Source organism: Nocardiopsis terrae (assembly GCF_014651695.1).
In the GTDB taxonomy this organism is placed as follows: Bacteria; Actinomycetota; Actinomycetes; order Streptosporangiales; family Streptosporangiaceae; genus Nocardiopsis; species Nocardiopsis terrae.
In genome coordinates this window covers 703,065-723,732 of sequence record NZ_BMXJ01000001.1, presented here as the reverse complement: position 1 = coordinate 723,732, position 20,668 = coordinate 703,065, and the positions used below count along the sequence as shown (strand labels likewise).

Sequence of the window (20,668 nt, the reverse complement as noted above, 5' to 3'; positions counted from 1 at the left end):
GGCCAGAGGGCGCTGAGAATACCGGAACCCGCGCGTGGCAGTGATCCTAGGTGAAGTTCCCGATGAGCGCGCGCTCGGGTTGTCCACGCGCGCGGTTCCTGACCACAATTGCGCCGCACAATTCCTTCGCCGGGGGCAGTCGCCTGAGGCTTTCCTGTCCGACTGTCTCATCCGCTCCCGCGCGAATCACCTCTGACCCGCCGGTGAAACACGGTTTCCCTCCGGTGAAACGGTGTTCGACGCAAAGATCATGCGTTGTCGTCCTCTGTTCGGATCAGTCGTCCCAGAAGGCGCTCTCCTTCTTGGGCTCCTCCTCGGTGGCGGTGGTGCTGTGCCCGCCGCTCTTCCCGCTCGGTTTGGCGGCGGTCTTGGCGGTCTTGGCGGTCTTGCGCGCGGTGCCACCGGTACTGCCGGTGCCACCGGCGGTCTTCGCGGTGCCGGTGTGCCGCGGGCGGGGGGTGACCGGGCTCTTCTCGATCGGTGCGCTGGGCCTGGGCGCCTCGCCGGAGTGGATGCTCAGGGCCTCCTCCTCCACGTTCAGCATCCTGCGCATCACGTCGGGCACCTCGGGCAGGCGGTCCGCGCGCAGGTGGGCACCGAGGACGTCCAGGGCGTGGTCGCACAGGACCCGCTTGGCGGCGGCGGAGCTGACGCCGCTCAACTGCTCGACCTCGGGCAGTTCGTGTTCGCGCAGCAGGCGGACGACGCGGCCGAGCCGCTCGCGGGCCTTGCGGTCGGTCATCGACATGACCGTGAGTTCCGCTTCACTCAGGAAGTCGGTGCCCTCGGCGGTGCCGTCGCGCTCCGCGATGAAGGCGCTGGTGAGGTTGCGCGCGGAGGTGCGGGTGGCGGTGCGCAGCTCGGAGCGGCGGATCTGCCGGGCGTGCACGGCGGTCACGACCACGCTGGTGACGAGGCTGATAGCGGCGCCGAGCACGATGAGCGCGGCGTCGTTGGTGAGCATTTCCACGGGAGACCTTTCCGGGCGGGGGGCCGCACGGGTCATGGTCACGGGGTGACGGGGATGTGCGGGGGTACTGGTCAGTACTCGGGTGCGTGACTATTCGGCAGATCAGTACTCGTTGTCAAGGGTCACGACGGGGCGGGCGCTCGTGGGGACGGCGCCTTCGCAGGTCAGTACGGACGGGGGCATTGTCGACACTTCGCCCTGTCTACCGCTTGCCCGCAGCCGGGACGGGTAAACGTCCCTGCCCACAGGCTGTGGACGGTGCCCCTGTCCGGGCAGCCCCTTCCGGCCGTTCCACCCGGGCCGGACCCTCTTCACCGGGCCCCGCCCGAGGGCGTCTCCGGTCGGCCCTAACCGGCCAGGAACTTGTTCACGGCCTCGGGCGAGAGGATCTCCTCGCTGACCACGGCCGCGCAGCCGCGCACACCGGCGTCGTCCCACAGGGTGCTCGACACGATCCGCAACTGACGGGTGGCCAGGGCGGTGCACTGCTGGAAGACCGCCTCGCGTACACCCGCCACCAGGTGGTCGTAGGCTTCGGACAGGTCGCCGCCGAGCACGATCAGCTCCGGGTTGAGCAGGTTGACCGCGCCCGCGAGCGCCTCGCCCAACCGCCGCCCGGCCCCGCGTACGAGGGTGACCGCGACCGGGTCGCCCTCCGCGGCCAACGACACCAGCTCCTTGAGCCCCGACACCTGCCTGCCCTGCTCCGCCGCGCGGACCAGCAGACGGCGCCCGCCCGCAATCGCCTCCAGGCAGTCGGTGTTACCGCAGCGGCACGGCAGGCCGCCCCCGTCGCGCACGGGGATGTGGCCGAGCTCCCCGGCCGCGCCCAGGGCGCCGCGCAGCAGGTTGCCGCCGGAGACCAGCCCGGCGCCGATCCCGGTGGAGACCTTCACGAACACCATGTCCTCGGTGTGGCCGTGACCGCCCGCGATGTGCTCTCCCAGCGCCATCACGTTCACGTCGTTGTCCACCGTCACCGGGACCGGGAAGCGCTCGGCGACCAGCGGGGCCAGGGCCACGCCCGCCCACTTGCCCAGGAAGGGGCGGTCCTCGGCCCGCCCGGTGTGGAACTCCACCGTGCCCGGCAGGCCGATGCCGGCGCCGCGGACGTCGTCGGGGGAGCGGCCCAGCTCGCGGAGCTGATCGGACCAGGTGTCCAGCAGCCAGGGGACGGTGGCGTCGGGCCCCTGCTCCATCTCGGGGGAGCCCGGGGCGCGCACGAGTACCCGGCCGTCGAGGTCGCACACGGCGGCCTGGCTGCGGGCCATGCCGAGGGCCCCGGTGAGGATCAGCCCGTGCGAGGCGTTGAACTCCAGCAGCGTGGGCGGCCGTCCCCCGCTGGAGGCCGCCCGGGTCCCCTCGGTGACCAGCCCGCTCTCGATCAGCTCGGTGACCCGCAGGGCCACGGAGGGCCGGGACAGGCCGGTCGCGCGGGCGATCTCCGCCCGGCTGGCGGCGGCGCCGGTGCGGATCATCTCCAGGATGTGCCCGCTGGTGGCGGTGGAGGACAAGCGTCCGGGGGTTCTGGCCATGCCTCATTGAACCATTCACTCGGCTGGGCGCCTCGAAGGCCGTTCACTTATGTAAATTTATGTTCTGAAGTGTGCTTGGTTTTTTACCATAGTGCGATTAGGGTCGAAACCGGGCCGTAAGTCCCCCAGGCAACAGCCCAGAGCCCCGGGCCCACCCGCCCCCGGAGCCCTCGTCGCTCATCTCCCCTCCCGCAGGAGCTAACCGAATGCCGCAGCAGCCCGACCCCCGTCCCACTGACCTGGTGGTCTTCGGCGGAACCGGTGACCTGTCCATGCGTAAACTGCTCCCCTCCCTCTACCTCCTGGACCGCGACGGCCACCTGGTCGGGGACACCCGCGTCATCGCGGTCTCCCGGGACGGTCTCACCGACGCCGACCTGCGTGACAAGGCGTCCTCCGCCGTCCGCGGCCACAGCGCCGTCCAGGTCGTCGAACCCGAGGTCCTGCGCCGCTTCCGCGGACGCCTCTCCCACGTGACCGTGGACGTCGGCGGGGACCCCTCCGGCTGGGAGGACCTCGCCGCCGCGCTCACCCCCGGACGCGACCGCGTCTTCTACCTCGCCGTGCCGCCGATGATCTCCGGCGCCATCTGCCGGGGCCTGCGCGACGCCGGCCTGGTCACCCCGGACTCCCGCGTGGTCATGGAGAAGCCCCTCGGCCGCGACCTCGCCTCCGCCCAGGCCGTCAACGACGAGGTCGGGGCGGTCTTCGACGAGGCCCACACCTACCGGATCGACCACTACCTGGGGAAGGAGACCGTGCAGAACCTGCTCGTGCTGCGGTTCGCCAACGTCTTCCTCGAACCCCTGTGGAGCTCCCGGTGGATCGACCACGTGCAGATCACCGCGGCCGAGACCGTGGGGGTGGGCGGTCGGCGCGGCTACTACGACTCCTCCGGCGCCATGCGCGACATGGTGCAGAACCACCTGCTCCAACTGCTCTGCCTCACCGCCATGGAGCCCCCCGCCAGCTACGACCGCGACGCCGTCCGGGACGAGAAGCTCAAGGTCCTCCAGTCCCTGAGACCCATCTCCGGGTCAGCGGTCGCCGAGCACACCGTCCGCGGCCAGTACACCCGCGGCACCGTCCACGGTGACGAGGCGCTCGGCTACCTGGACGAGGCGGGCGGCCCTCCGACCAGCGGCACCGAGACCTTCGTGGCCCTGCGCGCCGAGGTCGCCAACTGGCGGTGGGCGGGCGTCCCCTTCTACCTGCGCACCGGCAAGCGCATGTCGCACGCCCGCTCCGAGATCGTCATCCGCTTCCGCGACGTCCCGCACACGATCTTCCCCGGTGCGGCCACCGCGCCCGGAGCGGGCAGCCTCGTCATCCGCCTCCAGCCGGACGAGGGCATACACCTCACCATGCTGACCAAGACGCCCGGCGCCGGCGCGCTGCGGCTGCGGCCGGTTCCGCTGGAGCTCAGCTTCGCCGACACCTTCGCCACCCGCTCGCCCGAGGCCTACGAGCGGCTCCTGATGGACGTGTTGGCCGGGGACTCCACCCTCTTCATGCGCCGCGACGAGGTCGAGGCCGCATGGCGGTGGGTGGACCCCATCATCGAGGCCTGGAACGGCCTCGGCACCGCACCCGAAACCTACCCCGCCGGTAGCTCCGGCCCCGCAGGAGCACAGCGGCTCATCAGCCGGACCGGTCGCATGTGGCACGAAGAGGAGCAGACATGACCGCGCACACCCCCAGCACCAGCGCCCCGGGAGCAGGGGCGAAGACCCACCCGGTCGTCGCCGAGGTCACCCGGCGCCTGGCCGAACGCAGCGCCCGGACCCGTTCCGCCTACCTTGACCGCATCCGCGAGGCCGTCGCCCAGGGCCCGGCCCGTACCTCCCTGGGCTGCGCCAACCTCGCGCACGGGTTCGCCGCCTGCGGGGTCGGCGACAAGCTCTCCCTGGCCGGCGACGTCACCCCCAACCTGGCGATCGTCTCCGCCTACAACGACATGCTCTCCGCCCACCAGCCGCTGGAGACCTACCCGGCCCTGATCAAGAAGGCGGTCTCCGAGGCGGGCGGCGTCGCCCAGTTCGCCGGCGGGGTGCCCGCCATGTGCGACGGCATCACCCAGGGCCGCGCGGGCATGGAGCTGTCCCTGTTCAGCCGGGACGTCATCGCGATGGCCTCCGCCGTGGCCCTGTCCCACGACATGTTCGACGGCGCGCTCATGCTCGGCGTGTGCGACAAGATCGTGCCGGGCCTGCTCATCGGGGCCCTGTCCTTCGGCCACCTCCCGGTGGCGTTCGTGCCGGCCGGGCCGATGCACTCCGGTCTGCCCAACAAGGAGAAGGCGCGGGTCCGCCAGCAGTTCGCCGAGGGCAAGGTGGACCGCAAGGAGCTCCTCCAGGCCGAGTCCGCCTCCTACCACTCGCCCGGTACCTGCACGTTCTACGGCACCGCCAACTCCAACCAGATGCTCATGGAGGTCATGGGCCTGCACCTGCCCGGGGCCAGCTTCGAGCAGCCCGGCACGCCGCTGCGGGAGGCTCTGACCGCGGAGGCCGGGCGCCGGGTGCTCGGGCTGACCGCCCTGACCGACCACCACACCCCGGTCGGCGAGCAGATCGACGAGAAGGCCGTCGTCAACGCGGTGGTCGCCCTGCTGGCCACCGGCGGCTCCAGCAACCACACCCTCCACCTGGTCGCCATCGCCCACGCGGCGGGGATCCAGCTGACCTGGGACGACTTCGCCGACCTGTCGGAGGCCGTGCCGCTGCTCACCCGCATGTACCCCAACGGCGCCGCCGACGTGAACCGGTTCCACGAGGTCGGCGGCATGGCCTTCCTCATCGGTACCCTGCTCGACGCGGGGCTGCTGCACGAGGACGTCCGGACGGTCGCCGGGCCGGGGCTGAACCGCTACCGGCAGGTGCCCCAGCTCGCCGAGGACGGGGCGCTGACCTGGGTGGACGGTCCCGTGGAGAGCTCGGACAAGACGGTGCTGCGCGGGGTCGAGGACCCCTTCGCCCCCGACGGCGGGCTGCGTATGCTCGCGGGCAACCTCGGCCGCGCCGTGATCAAGGTGTCCGCGGTGGCACCCGAGCGGCACGTCGTCGAGGCCCCCGCCAGGGTGTTCGCCGACCAGGCCGAGCTCCAGGCGGCCTTCACCGCCGACGAGCTCGACGGCGACTTCGTCGCGGTCGTGCGCTTCCAGGGCCCGCGCGCCAACGGCATGCCCGAACTGCACAAGCTCACCCCGCCGCTGGCCGTCCTCCAGGACCGGGGCCAGAAGGTCGCGCTGGTCACCGACGGCCGCATGTCCGGTGCTTCCGGCAAGGTGCCCGCGGCCATCCACGTCTCCCCCGAGGCGGAGGCGGGCGGACCGCTCGCCCGGGTCCGGGACGGCGACGTCATCAGGCTGGACGCGGTCCAGGGGACACTGGAGGTCCTGGCCGACCTGGAGGGCCGCGAGGACGCCCGGCCCACGGTGGACTCCTCCACCGGTACCGGCCGCGAACTGTTCGCAGCCCTGCGCGGAGCGGTCGGACCGGCCGAGACCGGGGCCGGGGTCTTCGGCCACTGAGTCCCTTCGTCCGTGATCCCGACCGCGAGGCGTCCGTACGCCCCGCCCCTTTGACCCGAGACCCCTTGGAGACAGCCATGACGACGTTCCCCCGCTCCGGTGCGGACGTCCTCGCCCTCGCCCCGGTGATGCCCGTGGTGGTGGTCGAGGAGGTCGAGCACGCGGTCCCGCTGGCCCGCGCCCTGGTGGCGGGCGGCCTGCCCGGCATCGAGGTGACCCTGAGGACCCCGGCGGCCCTCTCCGCGATCGAGCGCGTCGCCGAGGAGGTGCCCGAGGCCGTGGTGGGCGCGGGCACCGTCGTCAACGGCGAGCAGGCCGCGGCCGCGGCCAGGGCCGGGGCCCGGTTCCTGGTCAGCCCCGGGTGCACCCCGAACCTGGCCCGGGCGATGGCCGACACCGGCCTGCCCGCCCTGCCCGGGGTGGCTTCGGTGTCCGAGGCGATGGCCCTGCTGGAACTGGGCCTGACCGAGCTCAAGTTCTTCCCCGCGGAGGCCTCCGGCGGGGCGGCGTTCCTGAAGTCCCTCAACGGGCCGCTGCCGCAGCTCCGCTTCTGCCCCACCGGCGGCATCACCGCCCGGACCGCCCCGGACTACCTCGCCCTGCCGAACGTCGGCTGCGTGGGCGGTAGCTGGCTGACACCCGCGGACCTGGTCGCCGGGGGACGCTGGGACACGGTCACCGAGCTCGCCCGGGAGGCGGCCGCACTGGGCTCCTGATCCGGAGCCCGTGGAACCCTGGAACCCTCCTGTGAAGGCATGCAATAGTCTGCATGTCCATCCGGGAGGGTTCCGTCATGCTCGTCCACCCGTGGGACGCCGCGGTCGACGACGAGTGGCGGGCGCGGATCGCCCGGGGCCGCGGAACAGCAGAGGCGGCGGATCGGGGAGCGGGCCCCTGGCGGCCGACGGTCAGGAGGAACCCGCAGCCGGTGCGGAACGGGCGTCCACCAGGACCTGCACGCCGTCCAGGACCCGCTCCAGACCGAAGGAGAACTCGTGCTCCGGGGCGTGGACCGCCTGGTGCGCCCGGCCGACGGCGGTACCCACCCGGGAGGCCGTCGGGTACCGGGAGCCGTCGACCAGCGCGGCCAGCAGCGGGTCGTGGGTCCGCCACCACTGCTCGTCGTCCATGCCGGACTCCCGGGCTACCTGCTCGGAGCCCAGGGTCTGCCGGGCGGAGCTCTCCACGTAACCGTTGACCAGGTTGACCGTGGAGTCCATCTCGACCTCGCTCAGGCCGAGCCCGTCCACCGCGGAGAGCTCGTGGTCGTACTTGGCGATCACGTTCGGGCCGAGCAGGCGCACGGTGACGGTCTGGAGCATCCACGGGTGGCGGATGTACAGCTTCCGGTTGGCGTGCGCGATCCGGCGGAGCCGGTCCCGCCAGGCGCCGGAGCGCTCCTGCGTGTCCAGGTCGGCGTAGGCGGTGTCCACCATCAGGTCGATGAGCTCGCCCTTGCCCGGCACGTAGGTGTAGAGCGACATCGTGCCCACGTCCAGGGCCTCCGCGACCCTGCGCATCGAGAGCGCGGCCAGCCCCTCGGCGTCGGCCAGGGCGGTGGCGGCCGCCACGATCCGGTCGACGTTCAGCCCCGGCCTGCCCCGGCGGCGGCTCGCGGGCTCCTGGGTGCGCCACAGCAGGGCCAGGCTGCGCGCGGGGTCGCCACTCTTGCTGTGCTGCGGGGACATCGGTCCGTCCTGGTACTGGTTCCGTAGGGCGTACGGGCCAGTGTACGCCGGGCGGGGGCACGGCCCGGGCCGGATCAGCCGTCGAGGTTGCGGTACCGGTGCACGCACAGCGGTGCGAACACCGCGACCAGCAGCAGCGGCCAGACCACCGCCATCAGGAGGGCGTTCTGCGCGACCCAGCCGTCCCCGGCCGCCGCCGGGTTGCCGAACAGCCCGCGTACGGCGGCCACGGTGGACGACATCGGGTTCCAGTCGGCGACCGCGCCCAGCCAGACCGGCATGGTCGCGGTGGCCACGAAGGCGTTGGAAAGGAAGCCGATCGGGAACTCCAGGGTCTGGATGACGGCGATGCCGCCCTGGCCGCGCATGACCAGGCCCACGTAGACGCCGATCCACACCAGGGCGAAGCGCAGCAGGAGCAGCAGCCCGAACCCGGCCAGGGCCGCCCCCGCGCTCCCGTGCCACTGCCAGCCCACGAGCGACCCGAACCCGATCAGGACCACCAGGGCGGCCGCGGAGCGGAGCATGTCCGCCAGACAGCGGCCGACGACCACGGCGGAGGCGGACATCGGCATCGAGCGGAACCGGTCGGTGACCCCGCGGGCGGAGTCGGCGGCCACGGCGGTGACGGTCTCCCCGAGGCCGAACACCATGACCATCGCGAACATGCCGGGCATGAGGTACTCGGTGTAGTCCCCGCCGCCCGGTACCGACATGGCGCCGCCGAGCAGGTACACGAACATCAGCACCATGAGGACCGGGAAGAGCAGCCCGAAGAGCGGCTCCCACGGCTGGCGCAGCCAGTGCGTGACGTCGCGCCGGGCCACGGTCCAGCCGTCGGCGGCGGCCCAGGCCAGGCGGTGCAGGGGGCCGCTCGGCGGCGCGGGGGCAGGGACGGCGGGCGCGGCGGGGCGCGGGGCGGTGCGGTTCATCGCCGGGCCTCCTGGCGGGTGTCCTGCTGCTCGGGTGCGGCGGTGCCGCCGGTCACCCGGGCGGCAGCGGGAGAACCGGTACCCGCGCGGGGGCCGGTCAGGTGCAGGAAGACCTCGTCCAGGCTGGGGCCGCGCAGGACCACGTCCGCCACGGCCACCCCGCCCTCGTCCAGGGCGCGCACGGCCCGGGTCAGGGAGGCCGCGCGGTCGTCCACCTCGGCGCTGATCCGCCGCTCCTCCGGGGCGGTGCGCACGGAGTGCCCGGTGGCCTCCTCCACCAGTGCGGCGGCCCCCGCCAGGGCGTGCTCATCGTGCAGGACCACGTCGATCCGGTCCCCGCCGATCCTCGACTTGAGCTCGGCGGGCGTGCCCTCCGCGATCACGTGCCCGGTGTCGACCACCGAGATCCGGTCGGCCAGCCGGTCGGCCTCCTCCAGGTACTGGGTGGTGAGCAGGACGGACGTGCCCCCGCCGACCAGACCGCGCACGGCGGACCAGACCTCGTCGCGGCCGCGCGGGTCGAGGCCCGTGGTGGGTTCGTCGAGGAACACCACGGGCGGGTCGAGGATCATCCCGGCGGCCAGGTCGAGCCTGCGGCGCATCCCGCCCGAGTAGGTGCCGACCGGACGTTTCCCGGTGTCGGACAGGCCGAAGCGATCCAGGAGTTCGGCGGCCCGGCGGGCGGCCGCCCGGCCGCCCAGGTGGTGGAGGCGGCCGAAGAGCTCCAGGTTCTGGCGGCCGCTGAGGACCTCGTCCACGGCGGCGTTCTGGCCGACCAGCCCGATCCGGTGGCGGACCCGGGCGCCCTGCGCGGCCACGTCGTACCCGGCGACCTCCGCGGTGCCCTCGTGCGGGCGGAGCAGGGTGGTGAGCACGCGGACCGCCGTGGACTTCCCGGCGCCGTTGGGCCCGAGCAGGCCGTGGACGGTGCCCCGGCCGACCTCCAGGTCGAACCCTCGCAGGGCCCACCTGTCCTTGAACCTCCTGCCGATCCCGCGTGCGCTGACGGCTGGCGCTGTGCGCGCCGGTGCTGGTGCCATGGGGTCCCTCCTCGTTCGTACCTCGTACAGTACGGCGTACGGACAAGGGAACGCGGGAGTCCGGGAAAATAATTCCTTAGGGCGTAAAGTTTTCTGGTGCCCTCTTTCCGGGGCGGGTCGGGAGGGGCTTCGGGCGGGCCTACCCGGGCTTGGCGGGACAGTCCTCCAGGTGGTCCTCGACCAGGCCGGTGGCCTGGAGGTAGGAGTAGACGATCGTGCTCCCCACGAAGTTGAACCCCCGCTTCCTGAGGTCCTTGCTCAGCCGGTCCGACAGGTCGGTGGTCACCGGGACCTGCCCGGCCGAGGTCCAGTGGCCGACGACCGGGCCCGGCACCCATCCCCACAGGTAGGCGTCGAAGCTCCCGAACTCCTCGCGCACCGCCAGGAAGGCCCGGGCGTTGCGTACCGCGGAGGCGACCTTGAGGCGGTTGCGGACGATCCCGGGGTCGGCGAGCAGCCGATCCGTCTCCGCCTGCCCGTAGGCGGCGATCCGCCCGTAGTCGAAACCGTCCATCGCGCGGCGGTAGTTCTCGCGTTTGTTCAGCACCGTGGACCAGGACAGGCCGGCCTGGGCGCCCTCCAGGACGAGCATCTCGAACAGGTACCCGTCCTCGTGCGAGACGCGCCCCCACTCGGTGTCGTGGTAGGCGGTCATCAGTTCGGACGCGTTCCGCGCCCAGGCGCAGCGGCGGTCGTCGGTGTCGGTCACAGGTGCTCCCCGAAGAGGCGGTACGGACGGCTGCGTCCATCGTCCCGGACGGCTCCGACGGTCCGCGGGCCGCCGGACGGACGGGAGCCCGGTCAGGGACGCGAGGCGGGCGGAAACACGTTGTACCGGGTGCCCGCGGGGGGAAGGATGGAACGGTGACGGACACGGACACGGACCCACCATTCGGACCGCGACGCACCAGCACGCCCCGGATACGGCTGGTGGAGATGGTCGAACCCGTGCTCGCCGCCCTGGCGAAGGGGGACACGGAGACCGCGGGCGCGCTGCTCGGCACCGACCTCGGGGAGCACTTCGCGAGTGAGGAGATGCGCTGGCTGAGCCGGTACCGCCTCGGCCAGCTCCGGGCCGTGCCCAGTCGGGCGGGCTGGCTCGCGTACGTGGTCGTGGACGCCGACGACGGCCGGGCGGTCGGCCACGCCGGTTTCCACGGTCCCCCGGACGAGCGCCGGATGGTGGAGATCGGGTACTCCGTCGTGCCCGAGGTGCGCCGCCGCGGCTACGCGCGGGCGACCCTGGTCGAGCTGCTCCGCAGGGCCGACGCCTCCCCGGAGGTCGCCACGGTGCGGGCCTCGATCCGACCGGACAACGCCGCCTCCCTGGCGACCATCGCAGGTTTCGGCTTCGAGCGGGTCGGCGAGCAGTGGGACGACATCGACGGCCTGGAACACGTCCACGAACGCCCCTCACCCCCGCGGTCCGGTTAGCCCTCCGGAGGGCCACGGGCGAGTGCTCCGGTGGGTCACCGAAACCGGATGCGGAGTGCGGGGCGACTGCCCGCGCGGGGGAGCGGCCGGGTCCCCCGGGGCCGGGTTCCCCAAGGGTCGGGGACGCCCGCGGGACCGGGCAACTGACACCTTCGTGTGAGCTGTCGCACCCCATGTGACCAGAGCCCCGAGAGGGTCTTCGGATGGGGTGCGGGCCGGGAATCGGACGGTTCCGTCCGAGAGGTAGGGGAGCGGGGGAACAGTGTGGGGGGCGTGGTTCAGGCCTCAGGTCCCGAAGCCGACTTGAGGTATCAGAAGTGATTCCGGTGATTTTTAGTGCGAAAAGTGAGGGAGTTCTTATAACGCCTGCGTTACGAAAGGCGGAGCCACTCATACATCGAGGAAAAACGCGCATCATGGGTCCTTGACCGTCCAGCGGACGGACTCCGGAAGCCCCGCCGGAGGGCGGACCGGAGGAGCCGCAGGGGGAAGCGGACCGCAGAGGGAGAGGTGACCACGGATGGCGGACACGGGTGGTAAGGACTGGAAACGAGCCCTGCTGCTGGGATCGGCGGCCGCACTCGCCGTCGCCCTCGTCGTCACCACCGTGGCCCTGTGGGACCGGTTCACCTGCGGCGGTCCCGGCAACGGGGTCCGGGAGACCGGCGGCCAGTGCGTCGGCGTCACCGACGGCTCCCACGTCTTCCACGAGGACTTCACCGACGTCCAGGAACTCATCAGGCAGGAGAACGAGCGCGTCGACGCCCTCTCCGACAGCACCCCCGTGGTCCGGATCGCGTTCCTCGGCATCCTGACCTTCGACCGGGTCAGCCCGATGGACCCCGAGCGGATGCGCCGCTCCCTGGAGGGCGCCTACACCGCCGTCATGCGCGCCAACCACACCCGTGACTTCGCGGACCCGACCCCGCAGATCCAGCTGGTCCTGGCCAACATCGGTAGCCAGCAGCGCCAGTGGGAGCCGGTCGTGGACGAGCTCGTGGCCATGTCGCGGGACGAGGACCGCCCGCTGGTGGCCGTGACCGGCATGGGTGTGAGCATCCAGAGCACCCGCGAGGCCGCGGCGCGGCTGAACGAGAACAACATCCCGATGGTCTCCTCGGCGCTCACCGCGGACGGCCTGGCGCACGGCCCCGGAGGGCTGGACGACGCCGGGGCCGAGGGGGAGCCGGCCCTGCCCGGCGTGATCCGGGTGCTCCCCAGCAACACCGAGTACGTCAGGGCGCTCGACGCCTACCTCGACGGGCTCTCCGAACCGGTCCGGGCGCTCATCGTGCACGACCGGACCGAACCGGACCTGTTCGTCTCCACGCTGTACGAGGCCTACCAGGAGCAGCTCCACGACCACATCGACGGCTCCACCCAGCAGTACGACGGCACCACCGTCGGCGACGCCCCGGTCAGCGGACTGTTCCACGACGTGACCCAGAACGTCTGCGGCGCCGGGGTCGACACGATCCTGTTCGCCGGACGCTCCCCCGACCTCGACGAGTTCCTGGCCGCCCTGGCCTCGAACAGGTGCGGCGGGTCCCGTCCGCTGCGCATCCTGTTCGTCGCCACCGGCCTGAGCGTCCTCGGCGACGAGGAAACCATGGCGCTCCTGGCCGAGAACGACATCTCCCTGGTGTACGCCTCCGGGACCGACACCCGGTGGGAGACCGCCGACCCCGCCTCGGACGCGGTTCCGCCCGGCTACCCGGACTTCCGCGACGCCTACCTGGAGTACGCCCCGGCCGCGCGCGTCGACGGGCTCAGCAACGGCTACGCGCTGGTCACCCACGACGCCGTGGCGGTCGCCGCCCACGCGGTACGGATGACCAACGGGCTGGGGGCCGAGGGGAGCACCCCGACCCCCGCCGAGGTACGGGCCAGGCTGATGCTGCTCAACTCCGCACACGACGTCCGCGCCGGCGGCGGAACGCTCACCTACAGCCCGGAGGGCGCCGGGGAGGCGACCGGACGCTACGTCCCCATCGTGGAGCTGCCCATGGCCGACGCGGAGGAGCCGCTGCCCGACCCGCACGTCGTCGGGGACGGGTGAGCCGAACCCGGGTGACAGCGAGCGGTCGGCACGGTAGAACGGCACGAGCGCCCAGGCCGTGACCAGCGCCCCGGCCCCGAAGAACGAGGAGCACCACCCCTTGACCGCCAACCCGTTCCTGTCACCCAGCGAACTCCCCTACCGGCTGCCCGACTTCGCGGCGATCCGCGAGGAGCACTTCCTGCCCGCCTTCGAGCAGGGGGTCGCCGAGCACCTCGCCGAGGTCGACGCGATCGTCGCCAACCCGGAGCCCGCGACCTTCGACAACACCATCGCGGCACTGGAGCGCTCCGGTGCGACCCTGAAGCGGGTGGAGACCGTCCTGCACACCCTCGCCGGGTCCGACGCCACCGAGGGCATCCGGGAGATCGAGCGGGAGATCGCCCCCCGCGCCTCGCAGCACGCGGACGCCGTATCCCTGAACCGGGACCTGTGGGCCCGCATCCAGCAGGTCACCACCGACGACCCGCAGGAGGCCTGGCTGCTGGAGCGGTACCGCCTCGACTTCGTCAAGGCCGGGGCCGGCCTCGGAGACCGGGAGCAGGAGCGACTGCGCGAGCTCAACACCCGGCTCGCCGAGCTCGGTACGGAGTTCTCCGCCAACGTCGTCCGGGCGACCGGTGAGGCCTCCCTGGTCACCACCGACGCCGCCGACCTCGACGGTTTGGACGAGGCGCAGCTCAGCGCGATCGAGAAGGACGGGGAGTACGTCCTCCCGCTGCTGAACACCACCGTGCAACCCGCCTTGGCCCAGCTCACCGACCGTGCCACCCGGGAGCGCCTGTACACGCTGAGCGTCGGGCGCGCCCCGGAGAACCTGGAGATCGCCGCCCGCACGGCCGAGCTGCGCGCCGAGCGGGCCCGGCTGCTGGGATACCCCGACCACGCGGCGTACAAGGTGGCCGACCAGACCGCCGGAACCGTCGAGGCGGTCGAGGAGCGGCTCGGACAGCTCGTCGGCCCGGCACGGCGCAACGTCGAGAAGGAGGCCCGGGTGCTGGCCGAGTACGCCGGGCACGACATCGAACCGTGGGACTGGCCGTACTACACCGAGCAGGTGCGCAAGGCCCGGTACGACTTCGACGAGAGTGTCCTGCGCCCCTACTTCGAACTCGGCCGGGTGATCGAGGACGGCGTCTTCCACGCGGCGACCCTGCTCTACGGCGTCACCTTCACCGAGCGCCCCGACCTGGCGGGGTACCACCCCGACATGCGCACCTGGGAGGTCCTCGACGGGGACGGTTCCGCGCTGGGCCTGTTCCTGCTGGACCCCTACGCCCGTCCGACCAAGCGCGGCGGCGCGTGGATGCACAACCTGGTCGACCAGTCCCTCCTCCTGGACGAGCGGCCGGTCGTGGTGAACAACCTGAACATCACCAAGCCCGTCTCCGGACCCGCCCTGCTCACCTTCGACGAGGTCGAGACGGCCTTCCACGAGTTCGGCCACGCCCTGCACGGGCTGCTGTCGGCGGTGCGCTTCCCCAGGGTCGAGGGCACGAGCGTGCCGCGCGACTTCGTCGAGTTCCCCTCGCAGGTCAACGAGATGTGGGCGCTGTGGCCGGAGGTGCTGTCCCACTACGCCAGGCACCACGAGACCGGTGAGCCGGTGCCCGACGAACTCGTGCGTCGGCTGACCGCGGCCAGCCGGTTCAACCAGGGTTTCGCCACCTTCGAGTACCTCGCCGCCGCGCTGCTCGACTGGGCGTGGCACCGCCTGGCGCCCGGCGAGACCGTCGAGGACCCGGCCTCCTTCGAGGCCAGGGCCCTGGAGGCCGCGGGCGCCCTGCACCCGCTGGTGCGTCCCCGCTACCGGAGCACGTACTTCCAGCACATCTTCTCCGACGACGGCTACAGCGCGGGCTACTACTCCTACGTGTGGAGCGAGGTCCTGGACGCCGAGAGCGTCGAGTGGTTCAAGGAGAACGGCGGACTGACCCGCGCGGGCGGCGACCGCTTCCGGGAGAGGGTGCTGTCCCTGGGCGGCAGCGTCGACCCGATGGGGGCGGTCACCGACTTCCTGGGCCGCGAGCCCGGCATGGAGCCCCTGCTGGCCCGCAAGGGCCTGAACTAGGCCGACTGCCCGGCCGGGCCACCGGCCCGGCCGCGCGGGCGGCCCGATCCGCCCGCACGCCCCGGCCCCTGCCGGGGCTCCTCGGCGGAAGGACTCAGGCCGGGGTCGTGCCCCTGCGGCGTCGGACGGCCGCGGCTCCCACACCGCAGACCGCCACGAGCAGAACGGTGCCCCCGAGCACGGCCAGGACGCGGCCCCGGGTCGGTTCCGCGGGCAGGTCCAGCGCGAAGGACTCCGTTCCGGGGCCCTCACCCGAGGAAACCGGCCCGAGGGTCCGGGTCAGAGCACCCACCGGGTCGAGGGCCCCGGCGCCGAGCCCCGCACCGGCGTCCGGGTACGCCGACACCGTGAGGCGCTCGGCCGTCCGCGCGGCGTCGAGTTCGGGGTGGTGGGACCGGACCAGTGCCGCCGCACCGGCGACGAAGGCCGCGGCTACCGCGTCACCCTCGGCGACCGCGTGGCCGTCCCCGCCGGGCGCCGGGCCCAGCACGGCCTGCCCCGGGGCGGCGAGGTCGGGCGCCGAGAAGCGGCCCTCCTCCCCGGAGGCGGGCACGGCGTTCAGCGGGGAGCCGTCGGTGCCGGTCGCGACGACCCCGAGCACCTCGGTGCGGGTGGCCGGGACGGCGGCGTGGACGTCGCCCCGCACGACCGCCGTGGAGGGGGCCACCACCAGTACGTCCGCCTCGGTGGCGGTGTCCACGGCGGCGTCCAGTTCGGGGCTCCCCAACGGGATGGCGACAGCCACCAGGACGATGTCGGCGCCGTCGCCGACGGCCTCGGTGATGCCCTCGGCCACCGCGTCGGCGTCGGTGAGACCGCGGTCGTCGGTGACGGGCACCGACGACACCCGGGCCTCGGGCGCCACCCCCACCAGAGCGCTGCCCGGCTGCGGGCGCGCGGCGACGACACCGGCCAGGAAGGTCCCGAACCCGGTGCAGTCCTCGCCCGCCCCGTCCACCGCCCCCGCCAGGGCGGCGGAGGAGTCGTCCACGCCCGTGCCCACGATGGCCACGGTCGTCCCCGCCCCGGAGGAGGTGGACCGCGCCCGAGGGAGCCCGAGGGCGTACTCGGTCCACACCTCCTGGTCGACCACCTCCTCGGAGGGGCCGGTACACGTGTCCCCGGAGAGCGCGGGCGCGACCCGGGGCAGCGCGGGCGCGACCTCGTCCTGCGCCGCCGCGGGCGTTCCAGCGACCAGGAGCAGCGCGGCCGTCGCGCACACCCCGGCCCCGACCCGTATCCGGTTCCGTTTCGTTCCGTTCGCCACCGGGCCTCCCGCTCCTGTCCACCGGTACCGCCGACCGCCCGAACCGCTCTGCCTCCGGCAGGGCGGCCGGTGCCTGCCTCCTCACACGTGCGGGGCGCCCCCGTACGCGCACAGCCCTCAGCCCCGGGCGGCGGCCTCCTCCGTCTCGGGATCGAGCGCCAACTGCACCTTCACCGGGTCGCGGCGGTCGAAGCGCAGCGCCCGCCCCGGAGGCAGCCGCTGCGGGCGCAGCGATCCGAACAGCACACCCTCCGAGGGCGGGCAGGACAGCACCATGCTGGGGGTGTTGGCGTCGATGAGCATCCGCAGGGCCGGTTCGCCCATGGCGCGGCTGAAGCCCCCCGCCCCACGCGCCAGGATCAGGTGCAACCCGATGTCGGCGCCCTGGGGCAGCATGTCCATCAGCGGTGTCAGCGGACCGCCGCCGCCCCCCGAGCTCAGCAGGTCGTAGTCGTCGATGACCACGAACAGTTCGGGCCCGTTCCACCACGAGCGCTCGCGCAACTGCTCCGGGGTGACCTCCGGCCCGGGCAGCCGGGGTTTGAGCGCCTGTGCCGCGGCCTGCATCATCTCGCGGGCGCTCTCCCCGGTCACCGCGTAGCCGAGCCGCTGCTCCTCGGGGATCGCGTTGAACAGGCCGCGCCGCGGGTCCACGACGACCACGCGCGCCTCGGTGGCGCTGTAGCGCTCCCGGATGGTGCGGGTGACCAGCCGCAGCAGGTTGGTCTTGCCGCTCTCGTCGTCGCCGACGACCAGCAGGTGCGGCAGGACCGAGAAGTCGTGCCACAGCGGTTCCAGGCGCCGCTCCTCCAGCCCCAGTGCGATCCGCGGTCCTTCCTCGGTCGGCGGGAGGTCCGCGGCCGGCAGCGACAGGGGCAGCATCCGCACCGGTGGGGCCGACGGGCCCGTCCACTCCCGGGTGACGGCCTCCACGACGCCCGCCACCGACGCCTCGGCTCCCTCCGCCACCTGCGGCAGGGCGGCCAGGAAGTGTTTGAGCTCGGAGGTCAGACCGCGCCCGGGGATCCTGGGGACCTTCTCGGCCTGGCGCATGTTGATCGCCGAGTCCACCGCGTCCCCCAGGCGGAGCTCGAACCGGGTGACCAGCAGGTCGCGCAGGCTCGACTGCACGTCGGCCCAGCGCGGCGAGGCCACGACCAGGTGGATGCCGTAGTTGAGGCCGCGCTGCGCGATCTGCACGATGTCGGGGATGAGGTCGAGCATGTCCGAGCGCACCGTGGCCCAGCCGTCGATGACCAGGAAGACGTCCCCGTAGGGCTGCTCGGGGAACTCCCCGGCGGACCGCCGGCGCCGGTAGGCGCCGATCGAGTCGATGCCCTGTTCGGCGAAGAACTGCTCGCGTCGGCTCAGCAGCGCCGTCATCTCCGCGATGGTGCGGACGATGCGCTCGGTGTCGATCCGGCCGCAGATACCGCCCACGTGGGGCAGGTCCGCGACACCGCGCAGCGTGCCGCCGCCGAAGTCCAGTATGTAGAACTGCACCTGTTCGGGCGTGTTGGTGAGTGCGAGCGCCGTGATCAGTGAGACCAGGAGGGTGCTCTTGCCGCTCTGCGGTCCGCCGATGACCGCGGTGTGCCCGCCGGCGCCGCGCAGGTCGGCGGTCAGCGGTGTGCGCAGTTGCTCGAAGGGGCGGTCCACCAGGCCCACCGGTACGGACAGGACAGGTTCGGCACCCCAGGCGGGCAGTGCCCCAGCCCCGTTCGCCCGGAGCAGCTCCGCGACCGTGGGGGGATCGCCCAGCGGGGGCAGCCACACCTGTCGGCCGGGCGGTCCGACGTCGCGCACCGCCTCCAGAGCTGTCTCCAGGAGGGTCGCGTCCGATCCCTCCTCCGGTTCCGGTTCGGGCTCCACCGCGGGTGCGGGAGGACCGGCGACGTATCCGGTGAGGAAGGGGGCGATCTCGCGTGCGGCGGTCGACGCCCGTGCGGCGCGGCGCTTGGCGCGGTAGGGGCCCGACACGTAGGCGGCCTTGAACCGCACCAGCTCCTCGGTGTCGGACTTGAGGTAGCCCGATCCGGGCGCCGGGGGGAGCTGGTGGGCGTCGGCCACCCCGAGCACGCCCCGGCTCTCCATCGCCGAGAACGTGCGCAGCGCGATCCGGTAGGACAGGTGGCTCTCCAGCTGGTGCATACGGCCCTCGTCCAGCCGTTGGGACGCCAGCAGCAGGTGCACGCCCAGGCTCCGGCCCAGCCGCCCGATCATGACGAACAGGTCCATGAAGTCGCGGTGGGCGGCGAGCAGCTCGCTGAACTCGTCCACGACCACCAGCAGCGTGGGCATGGGCTCCATGGCCGGGTCGCTCCTGCGTCCCTTCTCGTACTCGTGCACCGAGCTGAAGTTGCCCGCCGAACGCAGGAGCTCCTGGCGGCGCACGAGCTCGCCGTGCAGGGCGTCCCGCATGCGTTCCACCAGGGCCGTTTCGTCGGCCAGGTTGGTGATCAGCGCCGAGGTGTGGCTCAGCCGGTCCAGGCCGATGAACGTGGCGCCGCCCTTGAAGTCCACCAGCACGAAGTTGAGCGTCTCGGACGAGTGGGTGAGCGCCAGGGACAGCACGAGCGTGCGGAGCAGTTCGCTCTTGCCCGATCCGGTGGCGCCGATCAGCATCCCGTGCGGCCCCATCCCGCCCAGTGCCGACTCCTTGAGGTCCAGCTCCAGCGGAGCACCCGAGGCCGCGATACCGATGGGCACCCGCAGCCGGCTCTCCGGGCGCTCGCGCTCCCACTCGCGGGCGGCGTCCCAGGTGTGCAGGTTCGGGATGCCCAGCAGGGTGGTGAGGTCGAAGTCCGTGGTCAACGGCTCCACCACGTCGGCGGCGACGCTGACCCGGTAGGGCGCCAGCATGCGGGCCAGGGAACGGGCACGGGGCAGGTCCAGCGCGTCCGGACGGCCGAGGGGGGAGAACGTCTCCCGCCCGGACCGGTCCAGCTCGCTCATCTCCAGCGAATCCGGTGTGACCCGCAGGGCCAGTGTGTGCGGGGCGCCGTCCCAGGCCCGTTCGGCGCCCACCTCGATCACGATCGCGTTTCGAAAGCCTCCGCTGAGTAATCTCGACCCTTGTGGCACGGCTCCGCCGTCGACGATGATGACCGTGAAGGGTTCGTCACGACCGGGTGCCGCCTGCGGATCGAAGGGCGGCCGGTCGGCCAGCTCCGGCCCGACGAGCCGTTCGAGCTCCATGGCGTCCGAAGTGATGAGCCGCAGGGGGCCGGCGCCGTCCCGCTCGGTCGGGTGCAGGCAATGCGGGAGCCATTTCATCCATTCCCAGTCGGGTATTCGCTGATCGTTCACGCAGGCTGCCAGGCGCAATTCATCTGGAGCGTGAAAAACTGTGATCTGCCCCACGAGCGCGCGCACAATCGCACGGCTGGATTCGGCGTCTCCGCGCAGGCCCAGATGGGCGAACCCCCGTAGATAAAGTGAGACCGGCAGGTCTTCGACGGTGGCGTAGGCGTTGATGAAACGGCGCAGCGCGTGCGCGCACAGCGGCTCCAGGTCCTCCACCGGTTTGGTCGACAGGGGAGCGATGCGGGTCTGGAGCGGCTGCTCGCCCAGCGCGATGCGGACCTCGGCGAAGTCGTCGTGCCCACCGCGGCGCTCCCAGAGCCTGCTCGTGCGCACCAGCGACCACAGCGCGGCGGGGTCGGGCCCGTTCCAAGCGCGAGCCTCGCGTTGGGCGGCCACGATCCCCCGCACCCGGCCGCGCATCTGGCCGAGGTAGCGCAGGTAGTCCCGGCGGTCCCCGGAAAGCCGCTGGCTGCGCTCGATCCGGGTGCGCAGGAACTGTCCGCCGACCATGGCCACCGCCCCGACCAGCATCATCCCGCCGGCGATGAAGGGCATCGCCGTGCCCAGGGCGCCCCCGCCCGGCCGGATGAACATCATCACCATCGCGAGCGAGCTCAGCGCCATCGGCAGGTACATGAACACGCCCGAGATGCTGTTCTCGTGCTCGGGGAGGACCGGGGGCTCCTGCAGGGAGAGCTCGCCCTCGGGCGGCTCGGGGCCGGGTCGGCGGGCCGGCCTGCGGATGAGGATCGTGCTGATCAGCGTTTCCCTTCTCTTTCCCCTGGTCCGGTGGGTGCGGCAGGGGCGCAGGGCGGATCGGCCCTGGTGAATTCC

At 72.5% G+C, this 20,668-nt stretch carries 14 protein-coding genes; 6 read left to right on the top strand and 8 right to left on the bottom strand.

Going from position 1 to position 20,668, the window contains the following annotated elements:
• Positions 1–274 precede the first annotated feature (274 nt).
• Together IE195_RS03295 and IE195_RS03290 are read right to left on the bottom strand one after the other, a co-directional pair.
• The gene (locus IE195_RS03295; RefSeq protein ID WP_191267846.1) at positions 275–964 is read right to left on the bottom strand and encodes a hypothetical protein; all 690 of its coding nucleotides are present in this window, start codon (positions 962–964) and stop codon (positions 275–277) included.
• A 353-nt stretch (positions 965–1,317) separates the two neighbouring features.
• A complete protein-coding gene (locus tag IE195_RS03290) occupies positions 1,318–2,505 on the bottom strand; it encodes an ROK family transcriptional regulator (protein ID WP_191267845.1) in 1,188 nt (395 codons plus the stop codon).
• 206 nt (positions 2,506–2,711) lie between these two features.
• Here IE195_RS03290 and zwf point away from each other — a divergent pair, with 206 nt between their 5' ends.
• The 3 genes from zwf to eda all read left to right on the top strand — a co-directional run bounded on the left by zwf (position 2,712) and on the right by eda (position 6,753).
• Entirely contained in the window at positions 2,712–4,190 is a 1,479-nt protein-coding gene (zwf, locus tag IE195_RS03285) for a glucose-6-phosphate dehydrogenase (protein WP_191267844.1), read from the top strand.
• On the top strand, positions 4,187–6,037 hold the full coding sequence (edd, locus tag IE195_RS03280; RefSeq protein WP_191267843.1) for a phosphogluconate dehydratase: 1,851 nt from the start codon (positions 4,187–4,189) through the stop codon (positions 6,035–6,037). Before zwf ends, edd begins: the two co-directional genes overlap by 4 nt.
• Before the next feature lie 77 nt (positions 6,038–6,114).
• Positions 6,115–6,753: a bifunctional 4-hydroxy-2-oxoglutarate aldolase/2-dehydro-3-deoxy-phosphogluconate aldolase gene (gene eda / locus IE195_RS03275; protein ID WP_191267842.1), complete on the top strand. Its 639-nt coding sequence runs from the start codon at positions 6,115–6,117 to the stop codon at positions 6,751–6,753.
• A gap of 192 nt (positions 6,754–6,945) precedes the next feature.
• Here the strand turns inward: eda and IE195_RS03270 are convergent, their stop codons facing one another.
• The 4 genes from IE195_RS03270 to IE195_RS03255 all read right to left on the bottom strand — a co-directional run bounded on the left by IE195_RS03270 (position 6,946) and on the right by IE195_RS03255 (position 10,406).
• Complete coding sequence (locus IE195_RS03270; RefSeq protein WP_191267841.1) at positions 6,946–7,725, bottom strand: TetR/AcrR family transcriptional regulator; 780 nt, start codon at positions 7,723–7,725, stop codon at positions 6,946–6,948.
• 74 nt (positions 7,726–7,799) lie between these two features.
• Entirely contained in the window at positions 7,800–8,657 is an 858-nt protein-coding gene (locus tag IE195_RS03265) for an ABC transporter permease (RefSeq protein ID WP_225942579.1), read from the bottom strand.
• Positions 8,654–9,697 (bottom strand): ATP-binding cassette domain-containing protein, encoded by a 1,044-nt coding sequence (locus tag IE195_RS03260; protein WP_191267840.1) that lies wholly within the window; start codon positions 9,695–9,697, stop codon positions 8,654–8,656. The genes IE195_RS03265 and IE195_RS03260 overlap by 4 nt, the downstream gene beginning before the upstream one ends.
• Before the next feature lie 139 nt (positions 9,698–9,836).
• A complete protein-coding gene (locus tag IE195_RS03255) occupies positions 9,837–10,406 on the bottom strand; it encodes a DNA-3-methyladenine glycosylase I (protein ID WP_191267839.1) in 570 nt (189 codons plus the stop codon).
• Positions 10,407–10,561: 155 nt separating this feature from the next.
• Here IE195_RS03255 and IE195_RS03250 point away from each other — a divergent pair, with 155 nt between their 5' ends.
• From IE195_RS03250 to IE195_RS03240, 3 genes are all read left to right on the top strand, one after another.
• The gene (locus IE195_RS03250; protein ID WP_229826063.1) at positions 10,562–11,131 is read left to right on the top strand and encodes a GNAT family N-acetyltransferase; all 570 of its coding nucleotides are present in this window, start codon (positions 10,562–10,564) and stop codon (positions 11,129–11,131) included.
• 520 nt (positions 11,132–11,651) lie between these two features.
• Complete coding sequence (locus IE195_RS03245; RefSeq protein ID WP_191267838.1) at positions 11,652–13,190, top strand: type 1 periplasmic-binding domain-containing protein; 1,539 nt, start codon at positions 11,652–11,654, stop codon at positions 13,188–13,190.
• 100 nt (positions 13,191–13,290) lie between these two features.
• Complete coding sequence (locus tag IE195_RS03240) at positions 13,291–15,261, top strand: M3 family metallopeptidase (protein ID WP_191268065.1); 1,971 nt, start codon at positions 13,291–13,293, stop codon at positions 15,259–15,261.
• 94 nt (positions 15,262–15,355) lie between these two features.
• On the opposite strand, the gene IE195_RS03235 is transcribed toward IE195_RS03240, so the two are convergent.
• Both IE195_RS03235 and eccCa read right to left on the bottom strand, forming a co-directional pair.
• Positions 15,356–16,528 (bottom strand): S8 family serine peptidase, encoded by a 1,173-nt coding sequence (locus IE195_RS03235; RefSeq protein ID WP_191267837.1) that lies wholly within the window; start codon positions 16,526–16,528, stop codon positions 15,356–15,358.
• A 117-nt stretch (positions 16,529–16,645) separates the two neighbouring features.
• Entirely contained in the window at positions 16,646–20,593 is a 3,948-nt protein-coding gene (gene eccCa, locus IE195_RS03230; protein ID WP_191268064.1) for a type VII secretion protein EccCa, read from the bottom strand.
• Positions 20,594–20,668: the final 75 nt, after the last annotated feature.

What these genes read in the sequence shown, in the direction of transcription:
- IE195_RS03295 (WP_191267846.1), bottom strand. Translation starts at nt 964, where the DNA reads ATGCTCACCAACGACGCCGCGCTCATCGTGCTCGGCGCCGCTATCAGC.
- IE195_RS03290 (WP_191267845.1), bottom strand. Translation starts at nt 2,505, where the DNA reads ATGGCCAGAACCCCCGGACGCTTGTCCTCCACCGCCACCAGCGGGCAC.
- zwf (WP_191267844.1), top strand. Translation starts at nt 2,712, where the DNA reads ATGCCGCAGCAGCCCGACCCCCGTCCCACTGACCTGGTGGTCTTCGGC.
- edd (WP_191267843.1), top strand. Translation starts at nt 4,187, where the DNA reads ATGACCGCGCACACCCCCAGCACCAGCGCCCCGGGAGCAGGGGCGAAG.
- eda (WP_191267842.1), top strand. Translation starts at nt 6,115, where the DNA reads ATGACGACGTTCCCCCGCTCCGGTGCGGACGTCCTCGCCCTCGCCCCG.
- IE195_RS03270 (WP_191267841.1), bottom strand. Translation starts at nt 7,725, where the DNA reads ATGTCCCCGCAGCACAGCAAGAGTGGCGACCCCGCGCGCAGCCTGGCC.
- IE195_RS03265 (WP_225942579.1), bottom strand. Translation starts at nt 8,657, where the DNA reads ATGAACCGCACCGCCCCGCGCCCCGCCGCGCCCGCCGTCCCTGCCCCC.
- IE195_RS03260 (WP_191267840.1), bottom strand. Translation starts at nt 9,697, where the DNA reads ATGGCACCAGCACCGGCGCGCACAGCGCCAGCCGTCAGCGCACGCGGG.
- IE195_RS03245 (WP_191267838.1), top strand. Translation starts at nt 11,652, where the DNA reads ATGGCGGACACGGGTGGTAAGGACTGGAAACGAGCCCTGCTGCTGGGA.